Genomic DNA, 17,246 nt, shown 5'->3' on the forward strand with positions numbered 1-17,246 from the left:
TTTTAAATAAATGATACGAAAAGGAGCGATTATTAATGAGTGAAGCAGCAGAAACTTTAGATGGTTGGTATAGTTTACATTTATTTTATGCGATAGATTGGACAACATTTAGACTCGTACCTGAAGATGACCGTCATGCTATGGTTCAAGAACTACAACAATTTCTTGCCGATAAAGCAAATGCTAGAGCCTCTCATACAGGTGATCAAGCACTCTATAATATTACAGGTCAGAAAGCAGATCTTTTATTATGGGTGTTGCGTCCAGAAATGAAAGAATTAAATATAATCGAAAATGAATTAAATAAATGTCGAATTTCAGATTTTCTAATTCCAACATACTCTTATGTATCTGTCATTGAGTTAGGTAATTACCTTGCTGGTAAATCTGATGAAGACCCATATGAAAATCCACATATTAAAGCACGCTTATATCCAGAATTACCACATTCTGAATATATCTGCTTCTACCCAATGGATAAACGACGAAATGAAACATATAATTGGTATATGTTACCGATGGAAGATAGAAAAGAGCTCATGTACAACCACGGTAAAATCGGTCGTAAATATGCTGGTAAAATCAAACAATTTATTACTGGTTCAGTTGGCTTTGATGATTTTGAATGGGGCGTTACATTGTTCTCTGATGATGTACTACAGTTTAAAAAAATCGTCTATGAAATGCGTTTTGATGAAACTACAGCGCGCTATGGTGAATTTGGCAGCTTCTACATTGGTCATATTCTAGAACTTGATCAATTAGATTCATTTTTCGCTATTTAACAAAAACATTTAAGACATGAACTGTTAATATTTTATTCCAATTGTATTATTGACAATTGAGTCCCAAAACCCTTAACAAATTCAAAAACTGTTGATGCGGCAGGTTAATAGCTCGAGCTATTCCGATATTCGTCACTTCAGTTTAGTTAAGGGTTCTTTTTAATGCACAATAAATTTTTCATCATAAAGTATGGGGAGCAGGACAGACTTCATTATGAATTCGTAGTTCCGCCCGGCAAAGCTGAATAGGATTGGAAAAAGCTTGGTATAAGCGCATTTTCAATCCAGTCAACTACTGCCAATATTTAGTTCATAGCCTAGAACATAATGATGGCCCATACTGTTTATTTAAAACTTGCTAATGTTTAAAAACACTTTAAATACTTCTCAAATGAAAAGTTTCGTTACATCTTGTGTACCTAGCACAGAAAATGGCAATCTGATATTTTCTCTTAAATCCCCCAAAAATCATCGATCTGAACTTTCCCGTGCTTATCAACAGGGATATTCCTTCCATCTTTATTGAGTTATACTTATCTTGTCGAAAATCTGTAACTTTAAATCATTTTCATTATTTTTATATGTAACTGTGATATATGAAAAAGTACAATATGTAGTATCGTTATTATATAATTCATCCATAGATTTCACCTCAGTTTAGGAGTTGATTCAATGTCAAAAAAACACATTTTTATGATTCTTGGCATAATCTTGAGTTTATGCATAATTAGTGGAGGTGTCTATCTCAAAATGAAACATGACGAACGTGAAAAACAAAAGGAAATCTACTACAAAGAACAACAAGAACGTATTTCACTTTACCTTAAACACAACACCAAAGAACCCAATACCATTAAATTCGTAAACTTTACTAAATTGGAAAACAGCCCTATGGGTAGTGTTGTAATTAAAGGATACATAAATAATAAAAAAGATGATGACTTTGTAGCCTATGCATCCCCCGAGAGTAACTTTCAATTTGTAGGTGATATGATTAAAAGTCAAGGCGTTGATAAATTGTTAAAAATCGCACATGAAAGAAAATCACCTGATGAAATCAAAAAAGAATTAGACAAAAAAAAAGACCACTAAGTTTAGTGGTCTTTTCAAGTTAATTTGCGCTTTAAGAATGTATCAAATATCTATGTTTGAATGTTTTATTTTCAGTAAATTGTCAATCTAATTCATAAATCTGATTGTTTTGAAATGGATTAACAGCGTTTTTCGTTTCAGCTTTTATGTCATCGAGTTCATCATTTATCGCTGATTGGAAACCTTGTTTTAAATCAGCGTTATTAATCCATTTAATATTATGTTTAGTGATACTCATAAACCATATTTCAGTTTGTTGCGCTCGTTCTCTTGATTCCTTTGAAATTTTCATCAGAAAATCTTGCAAACTCTACTGCATGTCAACTACACTGAAGTTCTTTTGTAGCTTTAGCGAATTTGTCCCAATATGTATTTTTAAAAAACAGGGCTTTAAACCCTGTTCTTACTTAGTATCTCTTGGGAGAACTTTAATTACTACTACTCTATTCGTTAACTACACAAAATATACTGTCGCTACCCAGTATATTTTCCCTGTTAACACTTTTATTTTAACCCTTTTTAATAAAAATAAACATATTTCGTTAAGTTCTCGCAATAATACTGATAAAAAAGTAATAAAAATACAATTTTTGTTACTAAAGTTTAACCTTTCATCATTATAATATCGCTACATGATTTAAATTATTGTGTAGCCATTTCGATACGCATCTACTATAATTAATGTAACATTCTACTTGATATGGTGATGAAATGAACAAAAAACAATATATAGATACAGAGCGAGAAACTCTAATTAAAGATGTGATAATGTTAGCAGGTCGTATCTTATTAGAATCAGGCGCAGAAGGTACACGTGTTGAAGATACAATGACGCGTATTGCTAAATCATTAGGCTATTCAGACAGCAATAGTTTCGTCACAAATACTGTCATTCAATTTACTTTACACGATGAAACATATCCCCGTTTATTTAGAATCAACGCCCGTGATACTAATTTAATTAAAATATCACAAGCTAATGAAATTTCACGAATGATTTCAAGTAATAAAATTGATTTAGAAGATGCCAAACATAGACTCGAACACATTTATATTGCTGAACGCGATAGTAGCTTAAGTTTTAAAGGAATAGCAGCTGCAATCATTGCGCTAAGTTTCTTATATCTTCAAGGTGGTACGCTCATCGATACCTTAACAGCCATTTTAGCTGGTGGTCTCGGTTATTTAGTCGTTGAGATCTTAGATAGAAAGCTTCACGCACAATTTATTCCTGAGTTTGTTGGTTCTTTAGTCATTGGAATGATTGCTGTGACTGGGCATCATTTTATTCCCAATGGTGATCTTGCCACCATTATTATTGCTGCTGTAATGCCTATAGTTCCTGGAGTATTAATTACGAATGCAATACAAGATTTATTTGGTGGTCACATGCTGATGTTTACGACCAAGTCATTAGAGGCGCTCGTTACTTCATTTGGTATCGGGGCAGGCGTAGGTTCAATCTTAATTATGGTATAGGAGAAATGTCTTATGTTTTGGTTACTAAACTTTATATTTAGTTATACCGCATCATTATTCTTTTGCGTCATTTTTGATGCGCCTAGAAAATTATATCTGACATGTGGGCTTGTAGGTGCATGTGGTTGGATGGTCTACGTTATATTTTTCAACGGCTTAGGCCTCCACACGATCTACTCTAGTTTCTTTGGCAGTTTAGCTTTAGGCCTTATCAGTCATTTTATGGCGCGAAAACAGAAAGAACCTGCAATTATATTTATGGTTACTGGAATCATACCACTCGTCCCTGGTGGTCTTGCTTTTGATGCCACTAAAAGCCTTGTCTTATTGGAGTTTGGAAAAGCTATCAATACAATGTTAGAAGTAACACTTATCGCAGGTGCCATCGCTTTAGGCTTATTATTTGCAGACCAAGTTTCTAAAATTAGTGTGTCCGGTTTCGTTAAAAGATATAAGCGTCTATAGTGTTTCAAACGTTTGAACACAACAATTTAAAATAAAGACACACAGTGCATAGATTGACGCTGCGTGTCTTTTTGTATTCTTAAAATTTATATATTCATTGATAGTCATTATTCATTTTTATCTTCGTTCATCATGTCATTCACTTCATCTTCAGAGTGATTTAATATCAAACGACTTAGCTCATCATTGTTCATCGCTTTTATTTTTGGATAGCGAATAACAAAGAATACTAAACCAATAATTAACCAGCCAGCTAAAGCAACATATGAAGGTAACGATAACGATGCCGGAGACCCTGGTATTAATAATAAGTATAAGAATATAAATGAGATAATGGATCCAATAATACCAAAACTCTTAAATACTGGGCCGTATGTTTCACTCTCTTTATTAAAACTAAATAATTTAGCAGCAGATAAACAAGTAATAAAGTATGCAATCGATACACCCGTGGATGACATATTAACGATCCACGTCAAAGCTGTACGCCCCAACCATGGTGCAATTAAAGTAACTGCAACTAAGAAGACAATTGCCACATAAGGCGTTTTATATTTGGGATGTAATTTACTAAACATCGTAGGCATAATTCCAGAACGCCCCATTGAAAAGAGCAGTCGACTAGCACTCATCAAGAAGCCATTTAATCCAGTAAAAATCCCCATAATAATAGCAATCGCTAGGACAAACAATCCAATATAGCTAAAGGTCGATTGTGTCACCGCACCAGTCAACCATAAATTGCCATTCACACTTTTTGCTGACGTGCTTAACCAACCTGTATACAAAATCATTAAGACATAAGTAAATGCTGCAGCTAATAAGCTATAAACAATTAGCTTAAATGTCTTATTGGGTGAAAAGTTAAACTCTTCTGCCGTTTGTGGAATATTATCAAAACCAACGTAAGCCCATGGAGCAACCGCAACAATCATAATAATAGATGTAAACCATCCACGTTTAGGATTTGCTAATGGTTGCAAATGACCGAAATCAAAGGTACTACCAAAAAATGAGCCTACAAACATTAACAATACGACAAGCACCATAGCAACACAAAAATAATATTGTAGTGACCCAGAGACACTTGCACCACGAATCGAAATAAGCATAAACACGATAAGTAATACGCTTGCTATAATAATTTCAGTTATGTAAACATCCCAACCAGCTATAGTATATAACTTTCCAGTGTTTAAAACATTGGGCAGTAAAAATTTAATTAATAAACTAAAAGCCGTTGCATTTAACGCCACGACACAAACATATCCAAATGTTAGAAACCATGATGAAAAGAAACTAACATATCTACCAAAGCTTAAATAGCTAAATGCAAATGCACCACCAGAAACGGGAAAGCGCTCAACTAATGCACCATAACTGACAGCGATTAAAATCATCAACAATGCGCCTATAAAAATACCTAAAGATGCGGCTACAGGTCCTGATTGCATAATCCAATCACCTGGTAAAATAAATGCTCCCCATCCTATACATGAACCATAAGCAATGGCCCATACGAATTTCTCAGATAGATTTTGCTTTAAATCGCCTCTATCAACTTTATTTTGTTTTTCAGTCATAAAAAAACTCACCTCAAGGTAACTGTATACCCCAAAAGTGAGTTCTCTAACATATTTATATGACCATTACTTTTATACTGGCAGTTTAAACGCTGCGATAACTAGCATTAACCAACCCGCAATAAATAAGACACCACCAATAGGCGTAATTGCACCTAAAATACGAATCTCTGTTAATGCTAAAATATAAAGCGAACCACTAAAGAAGACGATACCCAAAAACATTAACCAACCTGCCCAATTAACATTCATGGATGTAGTTCCACTAATTATGCCAATTAGAATTAATCCTAACCCATGATACATTTGATATGTTGTTGCTTTTTCCCATACAGAGATATATTTTTCATTGAGTTTATCTTCAAGCACATGGGCACCAAAAGCACCTGTACCAACTGACATCATAGTACATAAAGCACCTAAGATAATAAATACTTTCATCATTATTTGTTCTCTCCTTACGCTTAAAAATCAAAAATAGAATCGCCGTTACCAATTTCATCATCTGTGACCATAGTATTTGAAGAAGCGACGTTCGTGTTGTGTGATGATTTCATGGAATTTGGTACTTTACCGCCCATAGCTTCTATTTCAGCAGCTGTTACCTTTGCTGCTTGCTTATGTCCTGTCTGTTGCACTGCTGATTTTGTATTTGACTTCACCGTGGTTGAAAAAGTTGGTCCCATAATATCATCCTGGGATGTTTCTTGACTTGCTCGATGGCCTGATGTTGTGGTTGTATATAAAGACGTTAGCGTATGAATCGCATATATGTGCTTCTCAAATTGTTGCTCATTACTTGCTTCATCCGCCTGAACTAATTCTTGTTCAATTAACTGGATGATTTTCTCTCTATCCATGAGTATTCTCCCCACTTTCACACCAATGTACTGGTGCTATTCCTTTTGACTCTAAATAAGCATTGGCTCTGGAATAAGGTTTTGAGCCAAAAAAGCCACGATAAGCCGATAACGGACTGGGATGTGACGATTTAATAATATAGTGCTTTTGCGTATCAATCAATTTCATTTTTTGTTGCGCTGGTTTGCCCCATAATATAAAAACCACATTTTGCCTATATCGTGATACAGCCTGAATAATTTCATCCGTGAATATTTCCCAACCTATATCTTTATGCGAATGTGCCTGGCCTTGGCGCACAGTCAACACCGTATTTAATAGTAGAACACCTTCACGTGCCCAATCCTGTAAATGCGGCGATGTCCTATGACAGCCAATATCATCTTCTAATTCTTGGTACATATTTTTTAAAGATGGTGGGAATTTCGCTTTAGGTTGTACCGAAAAAGCTAAACCATGCGCTTGATTTGGTCCGTGATAAGGATCTTGACCTAAAATCACAACTTTTATATTTTCAAAAGGCGTTAAACTAAAAGCTTGATAGATGTTTTTTCTATCTGGGTATACAATTTGCGTCGTATATTCTTTTTCTAAAAAATCATGCATCGCAGAAAAATCATGTCTCGATGTTATATCATGAAAAATTTGTGCCCACTCCATTATCTTCACCTCAAGCAATAGTTTAACATATACCTCTTAAAAGGTTCACTATCTATATAATGTAAACTTATAATACACAAAAGTTTACAAATCATATCTATTTCATTATGCTATGAATAAATAACAACACTGGAAATAAAGGAGAAATAACGATGTGTACTGGCTTTTCTTTTTATACAAAACAAAATCATCATTATTTAGCACGTACCATGGATTTTGCCTTTGAATTTAATGGCATACCTACTGTAGTGCCAAGAGATTTCAAATATGATTTTGATTTAGAAGATGCTTTGCAATTAACGTATGGTTTTGTAGGTACTAATCTTAAAGTGGGACGATATCGTTTTGGTGATGGTATCAATGAACAAGGACTTGCTATCTCCAATCATTATTTCACCGGCGAAGCCTCTTATTGTAAACATAAACGCTATGGATATTTTAATTTAGCACCTGAAGAATTTATTGTTTGGGTATTAGGCTTCGTAAAAAACATTGCGGATTTAAAGCAAAAGGCAGCACATATCAATATATTAAATGAAAAAAATACGACATTAAATATTGTGCCCCCATTACAATTTATGATCACAGATAAAACAGGTCATACTGCTACAGTTGAACCACGTAATGGTAGGGTCATTATCAAAGATAATCATGTAAACGTCCTTACCAATGCACCAAGCGTAGAATGGCATATAGAAAACTTACGCAATTACGCGTTTCTGTCACCAACGAAAACTGCTTATCCTATTGTAGGAAAGATACTTACTCGTCCTATGGGCATCGAAGCAGGTACAAATGGTTTGCCTGGAGGCTATACTTCGACCGAGCGTTTTGTTAGAGCAAGCTATCTTCGACAACAGTTACACAGTGCCACTGACGAAAGCCAAAATCTTAACAACTGCTTTAAGCTGCTGGATAGTGTGAGTATTCCAAAAGGTGCTGTATTAGATGGTGGCACACCTCACTATACTCAGTATCAACTAGTCATGGACAGTGAAACATTAACGTTTTACATCAAGCCATATTCAACGAATCAAATTTTTTCGCTTACATTAACTGAAGAAATACTGACACAAAAAGAGATGGTGTTTTTCCCATTGAAACAAGAAATTCAATTTACACCGCTAAAAAACACTAAAGACTAGCAACCTATGTAAGTGTCCCTGCTATTTCTTAACCGTTAAAACATGATATGATAAAAACGTATTAGAAAATAATTGGGAGTGAACTTAAATGGCTTTTAAAAAAGTTTTAACAATTGCCGGTTCTGACACCAGTGCTGGCGCAGGAATGCAAGCAGACCTAAAAACATTCCAAGAATTAGACACTTATGGCATGGTGGCATTGACTGCTGTCGTTACCATGGACAAAGATACGTGGTCTCACGATGTGACACCATTACCAATGGAGTTACTCGAAAAACAACTTGAAACTGCAATTTCAATTGGTCCAGACGCCATTAAAACAGGTATGTTGGGTACACAAGAAATTATTCAACGTGCTGGCGAGGCCTTTGAACAATCGGGTGCAAAATACTTCGTAGTAGACCCAGTGATGGTTTGTAAAGGCGAAGATGAAGTACTTAACCCAGGAAATACTGATGCGATGATTAAATATTTATTACCTAAAGCAACCGTAGTGACACCTAATTTATTTGAAGCAGGACAACTTTCAGGTTTAGGTAAATTAACTTCAATCGCAGACATGAAACAAGCAGCTAAAATCATTCATGATTAAGGTGCACAACATGTCATCATTAAAGGTGGTAAAGCACTAGATCAAGATAAATCTTATGATTTATACTTTGATGGCGCAAATTACTATCAATTAACAACAGATATGTTCCAACAAAGTTACAATCATGGTGCTGGTTGTACATTTGCAGCAGCAACAACAGCTTATTTAGCTAATGGCAAATCACCAAAAGAAGCTGTTATTGCCGCTAAAGGTTTTGTGGCATCTGCAATTAAAAATGGCTGGAAAATGAATGCGTTTGTTGGACCGGTTGATCATGGTGCATTTAATCGTGTTGAACATATCGACGTAGAAGTAACAGAAGTATAGTTTTTTAACATGAAGCTTTTAATTATTCTCTTGGCTTTAACAAAAGCAAACGGGAATAGTTAAAAGCTTTTTTATATAGTATTAAAATATCAACTTGTTCATTTTAGCCCCTATAAGTTACAGTAACTATTTCTACTTCGTCTATTTTACTTTCTAATATTTTAGTAATATAAACGATCAAAATCATCGACGAATAGGAAAAACTATATCACATTTATTATTTTATGTTTAAACTAACTGTTTTTTGCGTAAAGTAAGAATGCATTTAATTATTGAGTTTTAAAGGAGTTTTATGATGAATAAAGTAAAAGAACCTATTACAATTATTGGTGGCGGTATCGGTGGTTTAACACTTGCCCGTGTGTTATATGTGAATGGCATACCTTCAAAAATCTATGAGGCAGATGCATCGCCGAATGCTCGTACACAAGGTGGTCAATTAGATATTCATGAATATAATGGTCAGGTTGCTTTAGAAAAGGCTAATTTAATGGATGAATTTCATTCGATTATTCATGAAGGTGCCGATGCAGCAAAAATTGTAGATACCAATGGAGAATTACTTCTAGAGGTGCCTGCTGATGAAGAAAATGGACGTCCTGAAGTATTACGTGGTGACTTACGCCAAATTTTAATTCACTCACTTCCAGAAGAAACAATTGAATGGAATAAAAAAGTAGATCATATAGAAGAAATTCAACACGGAGAATATAAAGTCGTATTTAGAGATGAAAGCTTTATAAACACTACAAAATTAATTGGCGCAGATGGTGCATGGTCAAAAGTACGCAAATTATTAACAGATATTACACCGAATTATGTAGGTACAACCTTTATTGAAACTTATTTACACGATGTTGATAACAAACATCCTAAAACAGCTGAAATTGTTGGTGAAGGAGCGATGTATGCCCTTTCTCCTGGAAAAGGTTTTGTAGCTCATCGCGAAGCAAATAATATTATTCACACTTATATAGAAATGAACCGTGATTTAGATTGGATTAATCGAATAGATTTTTCTAATAAAACAGAAACGATCAAAACGATTTTAGCTGAATTTAAAGGCTGGGCACCAGAAATTACTGCATTGTTAACTGAGTCAGATTCAAATATCGTAGCTAGAAAAATCAATGCTTTACCTGACAAACATCGCTGGGAACCTAAGTCAGGCATCACTTTAATTGGTGACGCTGCACATTTAATGGCGCCATCTGGTGAAGGCGCTAACTTAGCTATGCTAGATGGTGCAGAATTAGCAGAAGGCATCGCTAAAAATTACAATCATTTCGACGAAGTAATCAAAGAATACGAAAGTCAAATGTTCCCTAGAAGTGAAGCAGAGCAACAAGAATCACACGAACTATTGGATATTTGTCTAGGCCAAGATAGTCCTGAACGTTTTGTCAAACTATTTAAAGGTGAAGCATAATCACTGATAGCATTGCGTATTCTAAGTATTTAGTCGTAGAAGATTATACGTAGTACGTCGTATTAAAAGTTGGTACTTGGGGCTCATGATTTTGAATTAAAAATTCAGTAAGATATGAAGTGTAGAGAGATAAAGGAGGAGCAAGTCAACATGATTATTCACAAGCAAAATATAGAAAACGGTGTCCCTATCTACGAAATCATTACGCGAACCTTCAAGACAATTACGGTAAAATTCGATGAAACGTTTAATAAAAACGAAATCTATAAATTGCTCTCTCTACTAGAAAATGACGTTGATAACATGAAATTAAGTTATTAACCTCATTGGCCTCCATGTTATTTCGTCATGGATCCACCCTTAAAAAGTACGATGTTACTGACCCCCTATCATGTAACAAACGTCAAATAGTATTCCTAAATTCACCTTATTAAAGTCAAACAAGCACTGAATTCATTCCAAAGTTGTCCCCTTTGGCGAATATCAGTGCTTGTTTGTTGTTATGCATGTAATTTATTAAACAATACATGATTTTCAAGATGCACATGTCGATATGTTGCTTTTTCAATTGCTTGGAGGCGTTGATAAACGAGGCGCCATGTATTACATGCTTCATTTGGAATTGTATAATCATTTGTTAGCTGATTCATTTTCTTCAGTATTTGACCAACCTCATCATGATCTATCTTCAAATCTAGAATAATTTGTTCTATTTCTGCAACATCTTGCCCATTTGAAAAAGCAATCATTTTAGGAAAATCATGATCATCTTCTTGTGCCGTGTGTGCAGTCATGTTGTTTTTATATTGGGTATATAACGCTTTTAACTCAATGAGATAATCGTGTTGCGGCCCATGTACTTTAGCTACTTTTGTTATATATGGCGTTAGTTGTTTTAATTCTTCCTTTAGTGGTTCATGATACGCAGCTTGAATATACTGAATCAATGAGGCCACGCTTAAATATTTAGGATTTAAACCGCCACCTGGCTCACTTTGTCTTTCGAGTTGTTGAAGCTGTGATAACAACGCTTCTAACGATAATTTACTCTTTTGGCTTGCTTGTTCGATTGAAATAGCACCACCGCAACAAAAATCTATGCCTGCATGCTTAAAAACATCTGCTGCTTTTGGATAATCAGTCACTACTTCTGCAACAATTGTTTCTTTCGTTATCATATTAATCACCTTTATCATATAAGTTATCCATATTATAAAACGTGTTAGCACGATAACCTAGTCTGTTCATAAGATTGACAAAATGACGTCGCCTTTTATTCAAATTTAGCGACAAAAACAAATAACGTGCGTGCCAATTCATCATAAATTGACATGCACGTCTAATTGTCATACTAAAAGTCTTCTTTTTCTTTACGTTCTTGTACCCACCATAATGCCTCTTTAGGATGCTCTTCGAAGTATCTACGGTCTTCTTCACTATCGACATTAGGATAAGAACCTTTCAATGATTTTCCAGCCATACTGAAATGCAGTAATGAAATGACAACAAAACCAATGACGCTTATCGCAGTTAAATAATATGCAGGTGCTAAAATATTGTTTGTGTAGTTTACTAACCAAGCAGCTATAAGTGGTGTCGTACCACCAAATAATGACACTGATAAGTTAAAGGTTACAGACAATGTTCGATATCTAATATGCGTATAGAACATTGTTGGCAACGATCCAGGCATTGTCGCCTCATATGTTGATAAGAAGAATCCTAATACTAGTACACCAACAATAATCAGTGGTAATGAGCGAGTATTCAATAAGCTAAAAGCAACGATACTTAATAGTGTTAAACCACCCGTACCTATTAAGAACACTTTTTTCTCACCAATTTTATCTGCAATTCTACCGAACATAAGTGCTAATGGAATCATAATAGCCATCACACAAGTAATCAGCACACTTGTTGTTGTCGCATCCAATTTTACTATTTGTTCTAAGTAAGTCGGTAAATATGCAGTGACTGTATAATTTGTTACGTTAAAAAATACAACCGCTACAAAACAGACTAAAATATCCTTGTAATAGTAACGAATAATAGTTAAAAAACCAATATTATCTCGTTGTGGCGCCGTTTCAATATCATTTTCGAAAATAGGTGATTCTTCTAAGCGACGACGTAAATATAATCCAAATAAACCAAGGAATAAACCTAGAATAAACGGTATTCTCCAGCCCCATGATTGCATTTGTTCTGCCGTTAATAAATAACTTAAAATGGCAATCATAATTGAAGCTGCTATATAACCTGATAATGTCCCAATTTCCAAACCACAGCCTAAACGATTACGGCTTTTATCTGGAGAAGACTCTGCTACGTATGTCATTGCACCAGCATATTCTCCTCCTGTAGAGAACCCTTGCAACACTCTAGCAAGTAGTAATAGTATTGGTGCCCAAATTCCTATAGTATCGTAGTTGGGTAACAAACCAATCGTTAACGTTGAAAACGCCATTAAAATAATTGTCGTTGTTAATACGACTTTCCGACCATATTTATCTCCTATAACGCCAAAAACAATTCCCCCAATTGGTCGTAATAAGAAAGCAATCGCTAACGCAGCGAAAGTAAGAATTAGTCGAATTTGATTGTTTTCAACTGGAGAAAAGAAGTTTGCACCTATGTATGCAGTTGTGTAGGCATAAACCCCAAAATCAAACCATTCCATGGCATTACCAATTCCTGTTGCGATAACAGTTTTTTTGGCTTTTTGAGCGTTTACCATGTTAATATTTTCTTTTTCGAAATCCATGAATGATACACTCCCTTGTAATATGTTACATAATTATACGTTATTAATTTATAATGTCAAATTGATTAAAGAAAAATTAATTTTTAAAATTCAAGTTTATTCATTTTACAGAATTTTTAATTATATTTATATAAATTTTTAATGCTTTATCGTGTTATAGTAAATTGCGTTGAAATATTGCCCGCTACATTTTGACTTTAAATATTCACTATCGCATAGTTAAACATAGGGATTCCGGCATATTCCCACTCGTTTTAATAATGCTTATATCTCCATTAATATCAATGACTTAAGGATTTTGAAAAATGTTGTCAATCTAGCGAATACTCACTTTAAAGGCAATAAAAGTTGTCAAAAATTTATATTGTTTTTTCAACATAAATCCGGTGTTATATAAAATATAATATGTCATCTAACTATACCCGCTATATATTTATCCAATCATATGCAATATTTTGTATAATCTATATGTATTCACTTTTATTAATATTTATTTATTTCGATTAGAATGGCATTTTGTATCTATTTCGCTAAAAACCAAAGTGGTTACTGCTCTTTTTACTAGTAACTCATTTATGTAAAATAAGACTTTTAAGCACATCATTTAATTAATAAAGCCCATCGAAATTTACTATTTCAACGGGCTAATGAATATATTATATATAAATTTTCATTCTAAATTAGCATGATTATTTTGCATTGTTTCTTCATCAATATTAAACGTATCCATGAGTCCAAGTACCACACTATCTAAAAACAGGAGTGCAGCTTGTTCAAATAAACTGCCTAAAGGTTGTTCTGAACCTTCTGCGTTATATTTAGTTCCAGCAGGTAATTCAATCACCGTTTCTGCTAACTCCCCAATTGGAGAATCAGGATTTGTTGTTAATAATACGACTTTAGCACCTACTGTTTGGGCTTTTTCAGCTAACAAACGTAAATGCGCTGTTGAGCCTGAACCAGACAAGATTACAAATAAATCATGTTCTTTGATAGACGGCGTTGTTGATTCCCCTACGACGTACGCATCTTTACCTAATTGATTTAGACGCATCGCAAAGCTATTCGCAATAAAGCCCGAACGCCCTTTACCTGCAGTGAATATACTTTGCGCACCATTTACATCATTCGCAAAACGGTCGTATTGTTCATCTTGAACATGTGATAACGTACGCTCTAGCTCTTCAAGAATAAGACGGTAATTTGTAAATTGAGACATATTATTTACCTTCAATCGCATCACGACATTGTTTAGCCGCTTCTACAGGATCTTCAGCGTTAGCAATACCGCCACCTACAATAACTAAGTCCGGATTTTCAGCAACGATTTCTTTTATCGTATCTGGTTTAATACCACCAGCAACGGCGACTTTAGAATTTTTAATTACAGATTTAACTTTACGTAAGCTATATAATGGCGATTGTCCCTCAGCTTGTAAGTCATAACCTGTGTGCACTGCAATATAGTCAGCACCCATATCATCTAATTCTTGCGCACGTTTTTCTAAATCTTGAACAGCAATCATATCTACTAATAGTTGTTTATCATGTTTATGCGCTTCTTCAACTGCTGCTTTAATTGAAGCATCTTCAGCAACACCTAAAATAGTTACAACGTCTGCGCCAAATTTAATCGCTTGGCTTACTTCATAATCTGCTGCATCCATTATTTTAAGATCTGCTAATACTTTTGCATTATTTATATTTTTATTTAAATGTTCAACGGCTGGTAACCCTTCATTGATAACAATAGGCGTACCTATTTCTACGATATCTACATATTCCTCAACTTTTTTAGCTAATTCTGCCGCTTCTTCTTTGTTTAATAAATCGATTGCTAATTGTAATTCCAATGCAAACATCCTTTCAACATTAATGTTATATAAATCATTATTTGTTTTTCTATTTCTAGTTAGCAGTTTACCCGTCTCATCTTTTTTTAAACGACTAGATTTTTCTCTAACAATTAACTTTTAACTGAAGTATTCGCATAGTCTATATGTATAATGACAACGTTATTGTTACTTTTTTAAATAAATTGAGCAGAGATATACAATTACGCTGTTCTTTTTAGTAAAATAGAATGATAAACATGTTGTATGGCACAAGGAGTGAATGTGTTGGAACCAATTAATGAAATAGAAGTACAAAAAAGACTCACATCATACGAAAATAAACCTGTTTATTTACACGTTGAAACAACAAATGGTGCGTATGCAAACCATTTCGACCAACGTGTTTTTAATGCGGGGACGTTTTTAAGAAATATACAAGTCACATATGAACACGCACAACTTAAAGGCGGAGGCAAAGATCCTTACCGCGTTGGTCTCAAACTTCGTGATGGTGGCTGGGTCTATGTACAAGGACTCACACACTTCGAAGTCAACAATAATAATGAATTTTTAATTGCTGGATTTAATTATGAAGGACAATTGGCTGCCACTATTGAAATCAGTGATAAGCCATTCACATTATAGAGGAGGTACAGTCATGAATGATGAAAGACATGTACTCGTTATATTTCCACATCCAGATGATGAAACCTTCTCATCTGCTGGGACGATAGCAAGTTATATTGAGGCAGGAGTACCTGTAACATATGCTTGCCTTACATTAGGACAAATGGGACGTAATTTAGGTAATCCACCATTTGCAACAAGAGAATCCTTACCAGATATTAGAGAGCAAGAACTTGACAACGTCGCAAATATTTTAGGAATTACAAATTTGAGAAAAATGGGTTTACGAGATAAAACAGTAGAATTTGAACCTCATGCGCAAATGGATGCAATGATACAAGGATTAATTGACGAAACACATCCTTCTGTCATTATTTCTTTTTATCCTAATTACTCAGTACATCCTGACCATGAAGCTACTGCAGACGCTGTGATTAGAACTGTAAAACGTATGCCCGCTGCACAGCGCCCTCGTTTACAATTAGTCGCATTTAGTAATGATGCAATCGAACATTTAGGAGAACCAGATATTTTAAATGATATTTCAAAATATAAAGAACTAAAATTAAAAGCATTTGAAGCTCATGCATCACAAACAGGTCCGTTTTTAAAACAATTAGCAAGTCCTGAAATTGATGGTGAAACGCAAAGTTTCTTAGAAGTAGAACCATTCTGGACTTATCATTTTAAAGCATAAGGGGAGTTTGAAATATGACTGAATTTGATTTATCAACACGAGAAGGTCGTTGGAAACACTTTGGCTCAGTTGATCCTGTCGAAGGTACAAAACCAACGACGAAACAAGACATGACAGACTTACAAAGCACACATAAAAATTTCCTTTTTGAAATTGAAGAAGTTGGTATAAAAAACCTTGTGTACCCTGTTCGTATTAATCAATATCAAACAGCCGGAACATTTAGTTTTTCGACTAGCTTAACACAAAATGAAAAAGGAATTAATATGAGTAGAATCTTAGAAAGCGTTGAAAAGCATTACAGTAATGGCCTAGAATTGGACTACAGCACATTGTATCAAGTATTACGGACACTACAAGAAAATATGAAACAAAATTCAGCTGGTGTCGATGTTAAAGGAAAATGGTTCTTTGATCGCTATAGTCCAGTAACAAACATTAAAGCAGTAGGTAATGCAGATGTCACATATGGCCTGGCAATTGAAGGCAATAATATTACCCGTAAAGAGCTTACGATAGAAGCAACAGTAACTACACTATGTCCATGTTCTAAAGAAATTAGTGAATACTCTGCACATAATCAGCGCGGAATTGTTACTGTTAAAGCATACTTAGATAAAGATGAACAAATTGTAGATGATTACAAGGAGAAAATCTTGGACGCCATGGAAGCGAATGCAAGTTCGATCCTATACCCTATTTTAAAACGTCCAGATGAAAAACGTGTGACTGAACGCGCATATGAAAATCCACGTTTTGTCGAAGATTTGATTCGCTTAATTGCTGCTGACCTCGTTGATTTTGAGTGGATAGATGGTTTTGATATTGAATGTCGTAACGAAGAGTCTATCCATCAGCACGATGCTTTTGCTCGCTTAAAATATCGTAAATCATAAAAATAAATC

At 34.6% G+C, this 17,246-nt stretch carries 19 protein-coding genes and 1 pseudogene; 11 read left to right on the forward strand and 9 right to left on the reverse strand.

Annotated features, from left to right (window positions below):
* The first annotated feature begins 35 nt into the window (after positions 1 to 35).
* A complete protein-coding gene (gene hemQ, locus CD041_RS06495; RefSeq protein WP_002459884.1) occupies positions 36 to 785 on the forward strand; it encodes a hydrogen peroxide-dependent heme synthase in 750 nt (249 codons plus the stop codon).
* A 672-nt stretch (positions 786 to 1,457) separates the two neighbouring features.
* A complete protein-coding gene (locus tag CD041_RS06500) occupies positions 1,458 to 1,877 on the forward strand; it encodes a DUF1433 domain-containing protein (protein WP_070815380.1) in 420 nt (139 codons plus the stop codon).
* An 82-nt stretch (positions 1,878 to 1,959) separates the two neighbouring features.
* On the opposite strand, the gene CD041_RS06505 is transcribed toward CD041_RS06500, so the two are convergent.
* On the reverse strand, positions 1,960 to 2,169 hold the full coding sequence (locus tag CD041_RS06505) for a hypothetical protein (protein ID WP_002459888.1): 210 nt from the start codon (positions 2,167 to 2,169) through the stop codon (positions 1,960 to 1,962).
* A gap of 419 nt (positions 2,170 to 2,588) precedes the next feature.
* Between CD041_RS06505 and CD041_RS06515 the strand changes: the two genes are divergently transcribed.
* Positions 2,589 to 3,356, forward strand: a complete 768-nt coding sequence (locus CD041_RS06515; RefSeq protein WP_002459890.1) for a threonine/serine exporter family protein — start codon at positions 2,589 to 2,591, stop codon at positions 3,354 to 3,356.
* A gap of 12 nt (positions 3,357 to 3,368) precedes the next feature.
* Complete coding sequence (locus tag CD041_RS06520) at positions 3,369 to 3,821, forward strand: threonine/serine exporter family protein (protein WP_002459891.1); 453 nt, start codon at positions 3,369 to 3,371, stop codon at positions 3,819 to 3,821.
* 107 nt (positions 3,822 to 3,928) lie between these two features.
* Here CD041_RS06520 and CD041_RS06525 read toward each other — a convergent pair whose 3' ends face one another.
* The 4 genes from CD041_RS06525 to CD041_RS06540 form a co-directional block, all read right to left on the reverse strand.
* On the reverse strand, positions 3,929 to 5,404 hold the full coding sequence (locus CD041_RS06525; protein ID WP_002493015.1) for an APC family permease: 1,476 nt from the start codon (positions 5,402 to 5,404) through the stop codon (positions 3,929 to 3,931).
* A 72-nt stretch (positions 5,405 to 5,476) separates the two neighbouring features.
* Positions 5,477 to 5,845, reverse strand: a complete 369-nt coding sequence (locus CD041_RS06530; RefSeq protein ID WP_162285079.1) for a DUF423 domain-containing protein — start codon at positions 5,843 to 5,845, stop codon at positions 5,477 to 5,479.
* 23 nt (positions 5,846 to 5,868) lie between these two features.
* Positions 5,869 to 6,264, reverse strand: coding sequence for a DUF5327 family protein (locus CD041_RS06535; protein ID WP_002479435.1), 396 nt, complete (start codon positions 6,262 to 6,264; stop codon positions 5,869 to 5,871).
* A complete protein-coding gene (locus tag CD041_RS06540; RefSeq protein ID WP_002479436.1) occupies positions 6,257 to 6,925 on the reverse strand; it encodes a uracil-DNA glycosylase in 669 nt (222 codons plus the stop codon). The genes CD041_RS06535 and CD041_RS06540 overlap by 8 nt, the downstream gene beginning before the upstream one ends.
* 152 nt (positions 6,926 to 7,077) lie before the next feature.
* Here CD041_RS06540 and CD041_RS06545 point away from each other — a divergent pair, with 152 nt between their 5' ends.
* The 4 genes and pseudogenes from CD041_RS06545 (at position 7,078) to vraX (ending at position 10,739) form a co-directional block, all read left to right on the forward strand.
* Positions 7,078 to 8,070 carry a choloylglycine hydrolase family protein gene (locus CD041_RS06545; protein ID WP_070647784.1) on the forward strand — a complete coding sequence of 331 codons (993 nt, stop codon included), beginning with the start codon at positions 7,078 to 7,080 and terminating at the stop codon, positions 8,068 to 8,070.
* A gap of 88 nt (positions 8,071 to 8,158) precedes the next feature.
* Positions 8,159 to 8,989: pseudogene (gene thiD / locus CD041_RS06550) on the forward strand (bifunctional hydroxymethylpyrimidine kinase/phosphomethylpyrimidine kinase).
* A 295-nt stretch (positions 8,990 to 9,284) separates the two neighbouring features.
* Positions 9,285 to 10,418 (forward strand): FAD-dependent oxidoreductase, encoded by a 1,134-nt coding sequence (locus CD041_RS06555; RefSeq protein ID WP_062078517.1) that lies wholly within the window; start codon positions 9,285 to 9,287, stop codon positions 10,416 to 10,418.
* Positions 10,419 to 10,568: 150 nt separating this feature from the next.
* Entirely contained in the window at positions 10,569 to 10,739 is a 171-nt protein-coding gene (gene vraX, locus CD041_RS12155; RefSeq protein ID WP_002479440.1) for a C1q-binding complement inhibitor VraX, read from the forward strand.
* Positions 10,740 to 10,918: 179 nt separating this feature from the next.
* Here vraX and scdA read toward each other — a convergent pair whose 3' ends face one another.
* The 4 genes from scdA to hxlA all read right to left on the reverse strand — a co-directional run bounded on the left by scdA (position 10,919) and on the right by hxlA (position 15,035).
* The gene (scdA, locus tag CD041_RS06560) at positions 10,919 to 11,596 is read right to left on the reverse strand and encodes an iron-sulfur cluster repair di-iron protein ScdA (RefSeq protein WP_080606636.1); all 678 of its coding nucleotides are present in this window, start codon (positions 11,594 to 11,596) and stop codon (positions 10,919 to 10,921) included.
* 173 nt (positions 11,597 to 11,769) lie between these two features.
* Positions 11,770 to 13,182: an MFS transporter gene (locus CD041_RS06565; protein ID WP_070647783.1), complete on the reverse strand. Its 1,413-nt coding sequence runs from the start codon at positions 13,180 to 13,182 to the stop codon at positions 11,770 to 11,772.
* A 670-nt stretch (positions 13,183 to 13,852) separates the two neighbouring features.
* Positions 13,853 to 14,401, reverse strand: coding sequence for a 6-phospho-3-hexuloisomerase (gene hxlB, locus CD041_RS06570; RefSeq protein WP_002479442.1), 549 nt, complete (start codon positions 14,399 to 14,401; stop codon positions 13,853 to 13,855).
* A 1-nt stretch (position 14,402) separates the two neighbouring features.
* Positions 14,403 to 15,035, reverse strand: a complete 633-nt coding sequence (hxlA, locus tag CD041_RS06575) for a 3-hexulose-6-phosphate synthase (RefSeq protein WP_070647782.1) — start codon at positions 15,033 to 15,035, stop codon at positions 14,403 to 14,405.
* Positions 15,036 to 15,299: 264 nt separating this feature from the next.
* Here hxlA and CD041_RS06580 point away from each other — a divergent pair, with 264 nt between their 5' ends.
* From CD041_RS06580 to folE2, 3 genes are read left to right on the forward strand one after another with little or no spacing between them, the layout of a single operon-like run.
* Entirely contained in the window at positions 15,300 to 15,662 is a 363-nt protein-coding gene (locus CD041_RS06580; protein ID WP_002479444.1) for a YojF family protein, read from the forward strand.
* Positions 15,663 to 15,675: 13 nt separating this feature from the next.
* Positions 15,676 to 16,341 (forward strand): bacillithiol biosynthesis deacetylase BshB2, encoded by a 666-nt coding sequence (gene bshB2, locus CD041_RS06585; RefSeq protein ID WP_002479445.1) that lies wholly within the window; start codon positions 15,676 to 15,678, stop codon positions 16,339 to 16,341.
* Between the two features lie 14 nt (positions 16,342 to 16,355).
* Positions 16,356 to 17,237 carry a GTP cyclohydrolase FolE2 gene (gene folE2, locus CD041_RS06590; protein ID WP_002459907.1) on the forward strand — a complete coding sequence of 294 codons (882 nt, stop codon included), beginning with the start codon at positions 16,356 to 16,358 and terminating at the stop codon, positions 17,235 to 17,237.
* Positions 17,238 to 17,246: the final 9 nt, after the last annotated feature.

The sequence above is a fragment of the Staphylococcus lugdunensis genome (genome assembly GCF_002901705.1).
Taxonomy (GTDB): domain Bacteria; phylum Bacillota; class Bacilli; order Staphylococcales; family Staphylococcaceae; genus Staphylococcus; species Staphylococcus lugdunensis.

Bases quoted from the DNA above. Each gene is read 5' to 3' on its own strand.
- hemQ (WP_002459884.1), top strand. From the start codon at position 36: ATGAGTGAAGCAGCAGAAACTTTAGATGGTTGGTATAGTTTACATTTA.
- CD041_RS06500 (WP_070815380.1), top strand. From the start codon at position 1,458: ATGTCAAAAAAACACATTTTTATGATTCTTGGCATAATCTTGAGTTTA.
- CD041_RS06505 (WP_002459888.1), bottom strand. From the start codon at position 2,169: ATGAAAATTTCAAAGGAATCAAGAGAACGAGCGCAACAAACTGAAATA.
- CD041_RS06515 (WP_002459890.1), top strand. From the start codon at position 2,589: ATGAACAAAAAACAATATATAGATACAGAGCGAGAAACTCTAATTAAA.
- CD041_RS06520 (WP_002459891.1), top strand. From the start codon at position 3,369: ATGTTTTGGTTACTAAACTTTATATTTAGTTATACCGCATCATTATTC.
- CD041_RS06525 (WP_002493015.1), bottom strand. From the start codon at position 5,404: ATGACTGAAAAACAAAATAAAGTTGATAGAGGCGATTTAAAGCAAAAT.
- CD041_RS06530 (WP_162285079.1), bottom strand. From the start codon at position 5,845: ATGAAAGTATTTATTATCTTAGGTGCTTTATGTACTATGATGTCAGTT.
- CD041_RS06535 (WP_002479435.1), bottom strand. From the start codon at position 6,264: ATGGATAGAGAGAAAATCATCCAGTTAATTGAACAAGAATTAGTTCAG.
- CD041_RS06540 (WP_002479436.1), bottom strand. From the start codon at position 6,925: ATGGAGTGGGCACAAATTTTTCATGATATAACATCGAGACATGATTTT.
- CD041_RS06545 (WP_070647784.1), top strand. From the start codon at position 7,078: ATGTGTACTGGCTTTTCTTTTTATACAAAACAAAATCATCATTATTTA.
- CD041_RS06555 (WP_062078517.1), top strand. From the start codon at position 9,285: ATGAATAAAGTAAAAGAACCTATTACAATTATTGGTGGCGGTATCGGT.
- vraX (WP_002479440.1), top strand. From the start codon at position 10,569: ATGATTATTCACAAGCAAAATATAGAAAACGGTGTCCCTATCTACGAA.
- scdA (WP_080606636.1), bottom strand. From the start codon at position 11,596: ATGATAACGAAAGAAACAATTGTTGCAGAAGTAGTGACTGATTATCCA.
- CD041_RS06565 (WP_070647783.1), bottom strand. From the start codon at position 13,182: ATGGATTTCGAAAAAGAAAATATTAACATGGTAAACGCTCAAAAAGCC.
- hxlB (WP_002479442.1), bottom strand. From the start codon at position 14,401: ATGTCTCAATTTACAAATTACCGTCTTATTCTTGAAGAGCTAGAGCGT.
- bshB2 (WP_002479445.1), top strand. From the start codon at position 15,676: ATGAATGATGAAAGACATGTACTCGTTATATTTCCACATCCAGATGAT.
- folE2 (WP_002459907.1), top strand. From the start codon at position 16,356: ATGACTGAATTTGATTTATCAACACGAGAAGGTCGTTGGAAACACTTT.